General features: G+C 70.4%; 5 protein-coding genes. 2 read left to right on the top strand and 3 right to left on the bottom strand.

What is annotated here, in order from left to right; genetic code table 11:
- Positions 1 to 200 precede the first annotated feature (200 nt).
- The 3 genes from ACFV6I_RS18950 to ACFV6I_RS18940 are packed head-to-tail and all read right to left on the bottom strand — an operon-like array spanning position 201 to position 2936.
- A complete protein-coding gene (locus tag ACFV6I_RS18950) occupies positions 201 to 953 on the bottom strand; it encodes an amino acid ABC transporter ATP-binding protein (protein ID WP_107453034.1) in 753 nt (250 codons plus the stop codon).
- 41 nt (positions 954 to 994) lie between these two features.
- Positions 995 to 1969 carry an amino acid ABC transporter permease gene (locus ACFV6I_RS18945; protein ID WP_063347850.1) on the bottom strand — a complete coding sequence of 325 codons (975 nt, stop codon included), beginning with the start codon at positions 1967 to 1969 and terminating at the stop codon, positions 995 to 997.
- Positions 1970 to 2006: 37 nt separating this feature from the next.
- A complete protein-coding gene (locus tag ACFV6I_RS18940; protein WP_063347849.1) occupies positions 2007 to 2936 on the bottom strand; it encodes an ABC transporter substrate-binding protein in 930 nt (309 codons plus the stop codon).
- A gap of 1008 nt (positions 2937 to 3944) precedes the next feature.
- Between ACFV6I_RS18940 and ACFV6I_RS18935 the strand changes: the two genes are divergently transcribed.
- Together ACFV6I_RS18935 and ACFV6I_RS18930 are read left to right on the top strand one after the other, a co-directional pair.
- Positions 3945 to 5138, top strand: a complete 1194-nt coding sequence (locus tag ACFV6I_RS18935; protein ID WP_063347848.1) for an NADP-dependent malic enzyme — start codon at positions 3945 to 3947, stop codon at positions 5136 to 5138.
- 124 nt (positions 5139 to 5262) lie between these two features.
- On the top strand, positions 5263 to 6225 hold the full coding sequence (locus tag ACFV6I_RS18930; RefSeq protein WP_380426444.1) for a zinc-binding dehydrogenase: 963 nt from the start codon (positions 5263 to 5265) through the stop codon (positions 6223 to 6225).
- Positions 6226 to 6308: the final 83 nt, after the last annotated feature.

Genomic DNA, 6308 nt, shown 5'->3' with positions numbered 1-6308 from the left:
CTTCTGGGCCTGGCTGCCGAGCACGCTCAGCAGCACCCCGCACATCGAGGCGCCGGGCGCGCCCAGCATCATCCCGGCGTCGCCGCGCCCCACTACCCCCCTAACCACCACCCCCTACAGGGTGGCCCGCGCGGGCGCGGGGGCGGCGCCCCCCCGACCCGGCGGCCCCCCGGGGCGCGCCGCCCCCGGTCGGTACGGTTCTACAGCACCTTGGAGAGGAAGGCGCGGGTGCGCTCGTGCCGGGGGTCGGTGAGCACCTCGCGGGGGTTGCCGGACTCGACCACCACACCGCCGTCCATGAACACCAGCGCGTCGCCGACCTCGCGGGCGAAGCCCATCTCGTGGGTGACGACCACCATGGTCATGCCCTCCTCGGCGAGGCCGCGCATGACGTCGAGGACGTCGCCGACCAGTTCGGGGTCGAGCGCCGAGGTGGGCTCGTCGAACAGCATCAGCTTGGGCTTCATGGCCAGCGCGCGGGCGATCGCGACGCGCTGCTGCTGGCCGCCGGAGAGCTGGGAGGGGTAGTTCTTCGCCTTGTCGGCGAGGCCGACCCGCTCCAGCAGGACCATCGCCCGCTCCCGGGCGGCGGCCTTGCTCTCGCCCTTGACCTGGACCGGGGCCTCCATGACGTTCTCGACGGCCGTCATGTGCGGGAACAGGTTGAAGCGCTGGAAGACCATGCCGATGTCGCGCCGCTTGACGGCGACCTCGCGGTCCTTGAGCTCGTAGAGCTTGTCGCCCTTCTGCTGGTAGCCGACCAGTTCGCCGTCCACCCAGAGGCGTCCGCCGTTGATCTTCTCCAGGTGGTTGATGCACCGCAGGAAGGTCGACTTGCCGGAGCCGGAGGGGCCGATCAGGCAGAACACCTCGCCCTGCTTGACCTCCAGGTCGATGCCCTTGAGCACGTGCACGGAGCCGTAGGACTTGTGGACGCTCTCGGCGCGCACCATCGGCTGCCCGGTGGCGGCGGCCGGGGTCTTGCTCAGGCCGGTCATACGTGACCACCTCCCTCAAGCCCCGGGACGACGTCGGCGCCGGTCTTCGGGGCGGGCTTCCCGGCGAACAGGCCCCGCAGCCGCTGCACCGGGGTGGGCGGGAGGGTCCGGTTGGAGCCGCGGGCGTAGTAGCGCTCGATGTAGTACTGGCCGATGGTCAGCAGCGAGGTGAAGAACAGGTACCAGAGGCTGACCACGATCAGCAGCGGGATGTTCTGGTAGTTCCGGGAGTAGATGACCTGACCGGCCCGGAAGATCTCCTCCAGGGAGATCACGCTGACCAGCGAGGTGGTCTTGAGCATCGAGATGGTCTCGTTGCCGGTCGGCGGGATGATCACCCGCATGGCCTGGGGCAGGACGATCCGGCGCATGGTCTGGAACCGGCTCATGCCGAGCGCGTGGGCGGCCTCGGTCTGGCCCTCGTCCACCGACTGGATGCCGCCGCGGACGATCTCCGCCATGTAGGCGGCCTCGTTGAGGCCGAGGCCCAGCAGGGCGGCGACGAAGGTCGGGATCAGGACGTTGGTGTCCGCGGACCAGAACTCCGGCCCCCACGGGACGCCGATCGACAGCTTGGCCCAGATCAGGCCGAGGAAGTTCCAGAACACCAGCTGCACCAGCACCGGGGTGCCGCGGAAGACCCAGATGTACATCCAGGCGGTGCCGGAGAGCAGGGGGTTCGGGGACAGGCGCATCACGGCGAGGACGATGCCGCCGATCACGCCCATCAGCATGGAGAGGACGGTCAGTTCCAGCGTGACGACCATGCCGTGCACGATGCTGTCGTGGAACAGGTACTGCCCGACGATGTCCCACTTGAAAGCGGGGTTGGTGAAGAGGGCGCTCAGCAGCATCGCCGCAAGCAGGGCGATGACGACGGCGCCCACCCAGCGTCCGGGGTGGCGGACCGGGACGGCCTTGATGGTCTCAGGCCGTCCCTCCTCCGCCTTCCCCTTGTCCAGAGAGTTCACGGTGTGGCCTCGGGGGAGAGATGGAGCAGGCGGACGGTCAGTTCACGGCGCCGTTGACGGTCGACTTGTCGAGGGCGCCGGACTCGACGCCCCACTTGGTGAGGATCTGCTTGTAGGTGCCGTCGTCGATCAGCGACTGGACGGCGCCCTGGATCGCGGGGGTGAGCTTGGAGCCCTTGGCGACGGCGACGCCGTAGGGGGCCACGCCGTAGGTGGAGCCGAGCTTCTCCAGCTGGCCGCCGGCCTGCTTGATCGCGTAGTCGACGACCTGGGAGTCGGCCATCATGGCCTGGTCGCGGCCGGAGACGACGGCGTTGGTGACGTCCGTCTGGAGGTCGAACTTGTCGCCGTCGTTCTGGATGCCCGGCTTCCCGTTCTTGGCGCAGTCCGGGTTGCGGGTGTCCTTGATCTCGTCGGCCTGGGTGGTGCCGGTCTGGACGGCGACCTTCTTGCCGCACAGGTCGTTGGGGTCGACCTTGTCGGGGTTGCCCTTCTTGACCGCGATGGCGCTGCCGGAGTTGAAGTAGGTCACCATGTCGACGACCTGCTCGCGCTCCTTGTTGTCCGTGAAGGACGACATGCCGAGCTGGAACTTGTTCGACTGGATGCCGGGGATGATCGCGGTGAAGCCGGAGTCCTGGACGTCGGCCTTCAGCCCGAGCTTGGCCGCGATGGCGTTGGCCAGGTCCACGTCCATGCCGATGACCTTGCCGCTGTCGTCCTTGAACTCGTCCGGCGCGTACGAGGCGTCCGCGCCGACCAGGAGCTTGCCGGAGGACTTGACGTCGGCGGGGACGAGGGCGGCGAGCTTGTCGTCGGCCTTGACCGCGTTGACGGTCGCGGAGGCGTTGGGCGCGCCGCTGCCACCGTCGCTCTTGCTGCTGCTGCAGCCGGTCAGGACGAGGGTGACGGAGGCGGCAACCGCGCCGGCCGCGAGAAGCCGGGTGCGCTGGGTACGGGCGGTCATGAGGGGGATCTCCTCCTGAGGGAGAGGGCGGGCGGAGCGCGCCGCGGGGGGCGGCACACCGGGGCGGCAGGTTCGTACGGCGCTGTACGGGTGTATTTCGCTGTACGTCGTCGTACGTGCAGGGCCGGGTGGTGCGGTGCCTGTGCGGACGGGCCGCCCAGGTTGCTACGGGGTACTGCTTCCGCCACCCTCCGCCGAGGTGGACGTCAAGCGAACCGCCTCGACCAGTGGCCGGCTCGATCCGAGATGGGGGGAATCCTGCCATCTGTGAACGGTCAGATGGCCCTCATCCAGATCAAAATCGGATAACGAGGGCCCGGGCTGTCCGCTATTCGGACTTATTCCGTGTTCCTGTCACTCCGTGCATAAGTATGCAGATCCCTCTGCCCGGTGCCCGGAGGCCCGCCGCCCCCGGCTCGGATGCCGCCGTCGACCACGGCGCAGGGACGTGCGGCCGCCACGGTGACGCGCGGGTGTACGCGAAATGGCGGACATGCGATCCGGCCATCCCGCACTCCCGGGCCCGGCAGCGGGTGTGTCAGAATTCGGTACCGGGTGACCCCCGAACGCTCGAACCAGACCGACGAGCCCCGACAGGCTCGGGGTGTCCGGGAACGGAAGTCATCACGTGGCTCCGTATCCGGGACGCCGACTCCCCAGCGCGTCTGCGTTCACTCCTGCGGGTGCGCGTGCCGCCATCACCGTTGCCGCCGCCGGAGCCCGGCGCTTCCGACGCCGGGCCCCAGTGACGCGACAGCTCGGCGATGAACTGCACGTGACGAGGACGAAAAGGCATAGGTGCGATGCCTTGGTCCGACCTACGCTCGGCCCGGAAGCACAACGCGGACCAACAAGACCCATAAAACCCTCATCCGAGGGCGCCGCCCGACGGCAGCGCCCCGACCCAGCCCCCGGGTCCGCTTCGGCGTACCCGGTTTCCGGTTTCCGGACGGGTCGTCCTGTCCGTCGGTCGCGCACCCTCGCCAGATCAATGACGAAGAGGTCATCGTGGCAGCGGAGATCATCAGCAGCACCCAGGACACCGTCGATCCGGTCGACGCCGTTTTCGCGCTCCACCGCGGCGGCAAGATGGAGATCAGGGCGACCGTCCCGGTGCGCGACGCGGACGACCTGTCCCTCGCCTACACGCCCGGTGTCGCCCGCGTCTGCACGGCCATCGCCGAGCAGCCGGAGCTGGTCAACGACTACACCTGGAAGTCCAACACCGTCGCCGTGGTCACCGACGGCACCGCCGTGCTGGGCCTCGGCGACATCGGCCCGGAGGCCTCCCTGCCCGTGATGGAGGGCAAGGCCATCCTGTTCAAGCAGTTCGGCGGCGTGGACGCGGTGCCGATCGCGCTCGCCTGCACCGAGGTCGACGAGATCGTCGAGACCGTGGTGCGGCTGGCGCCCTCCTTCGGCGGCGTCAACCTGGAGGACATCTCCGCCCCCCGCTGCTTCGAGATCGAGCGCCGGCTCCAGGAGGCCGTGGACATCCCGGTCTTCCACGACGACCAGCACGGCACCGCGATCGTCACCACCGCCGCCCTGTGGAACGCGGCCAAGGTGACCGGCCGTGAGATCGGCTCGCTGCGGGCCGTCATCTCCGGCGCCGGCGCGGCCGGCATCGCCATCGCCAAGATGCTGGTGGCGGCGGGCATCGGCGACGTCGCGGTCTGCGACCGCAAGGGCGTGGTGTACGACGGCCGCGGCGACCTCACCGACGTCAAGGCCGAGATCGCCGAACTGACCAACCGCACCGGCCTCAAGGGCACCCTGGCCGACGCGATGGCTGGCGCCGACGTGTTCATCGGCGTCTCCGGCGGCACCGTGCCGGAGGAGGTCGTCGCGACCATGGCCGCGGGCGCGTTCATCTTCGCGATGGCCAACCCCACCCCGGAGATCCACCCCGAGGTCGCGCACAAGTACGCGGCGGTCGTCGCCACCGGGCGCAGCGACTTCCCGAACCAGATCAACAACGTGCTGGCCTTCCCCGGCATCTTCGCCGGCGCCCTCCAGGTGCGGGCCAGCCGGATCACCGAGGGCATGAAGCTGGCCGCCGCCAAGGCGCTGGCCGGTGTCGTCGCCGACGAGCTGACGCCGCAGAAGGTCATCCCCTCGCCGTTCGACGAGCGGGTCGCCCCGGCGGTCACCAAGGCCGTCGCCGAGGCCGCCCGGGCCGAGGGCGTGGCCCGGATCTGACGATCCGGGCGCCGCTGCCGGGCAGGCCCGGCGTGAGCGGCGCCGCCGACACGGCCGGGGCCGGGACACGCGTCACACCCGCGCGTGGTTCCCGGCCCCGGCCGGCGCGGCTATCGTCCGCAGCATGTTTGCTGCCTACGCCGCACGTATCGACGCCGATGACCCGCTCGGCGGACTGGAGTTGGGCGAACTCCCCGAGCCGCAGGCCCGCCCCGGATGGAGCGTGGTCACGGTCAGGGCCGCCAGCCTCAACCACCACGACCTGTGGTCGCTGCGCGGGGTCGGCCTGCCCGCCGGCCGACTGCCGATGATCCTCGGCTGCGACGCCGCCGGTGTCGACGAGCACGGCAACGAGGTCGTCCTCCACTCGGTGATCGGCCAGAGCGGCCACGGGGTCGGCCCGGACGAGCCCCGGTCCATCCTGACCGAGCGTTACCAGGGCACCTTCGCCCAGCAGGTGGCCGTGCCCACCTGGAACCTGCTGCCCAAGCCCGCCGAACTCAGCTTCGAAGAGGCCGCCTGCCTGCCCACGGCCTGGCTGACGGCCTACCGGATGCTGTTCACCAACGCCGGGGTCAAGCCCGGCGACACCGTCCTGGTGCAGGGCGCGGGCGGCGGCGTGGCGACCGCGCTGATCGTCCTCGGCAAGGCCGCCGGGCTGCGGGTCTGGGTCACCGGCCGGGACGAGGCCAAGCGGCGCCGGGCGGTCGAACTCGGCGCCGACGCCGCCTTCGAGAGCGGCGCCCGGCTGCCCGCCCGGGTGGACGCGGTGATGGAGACGGTCGGCGCCGCGACCTGGGCGCACTCGGTGAAGGCGCTGCGCCCGGGCGGCACCGTCGTCATCTCCGGTGCCACCTCCGGCCCCAACCCGAGCACCACCGAGCTGAACCGGATCTTCTTCCTGGAGCTCAAGGTGGTCGGCTCGACCATGGGCACCAAGGAGGAACTGGCCGGGCTGCTCTCGCTGTGCGCGACCACCGGCGTCCGACCGGTGATCGACTCGGTGCTGCCGCTGGCCGAGGCCCGGGACGGCTTCGCGCGGCTCGCCAAGGGCGACGTGTTCGGCAAGATCGTGCTGACGCCGTGACGCCGTGACGCCGTGACGTCTTGTGATCCTGGCGCCGTGCGGCCCTGAGGCGGACCGGGCCCGGCGCGCACCCCCCCAGGGGC

The sequence above is a fragment of the Kitasatospora sp. NPDC059803 genome (assembly GCF_042732255.1).
In the GTDB taxonomy this organism is placed as follows: Bacteria; Actinomycetota; Actinomycetes; order Streptomycetales; family Streptomycetaceae; genus Kitasatospora.
This window is presented reverse-complemented; position numbering and strand designations above follow the sequence as displayed.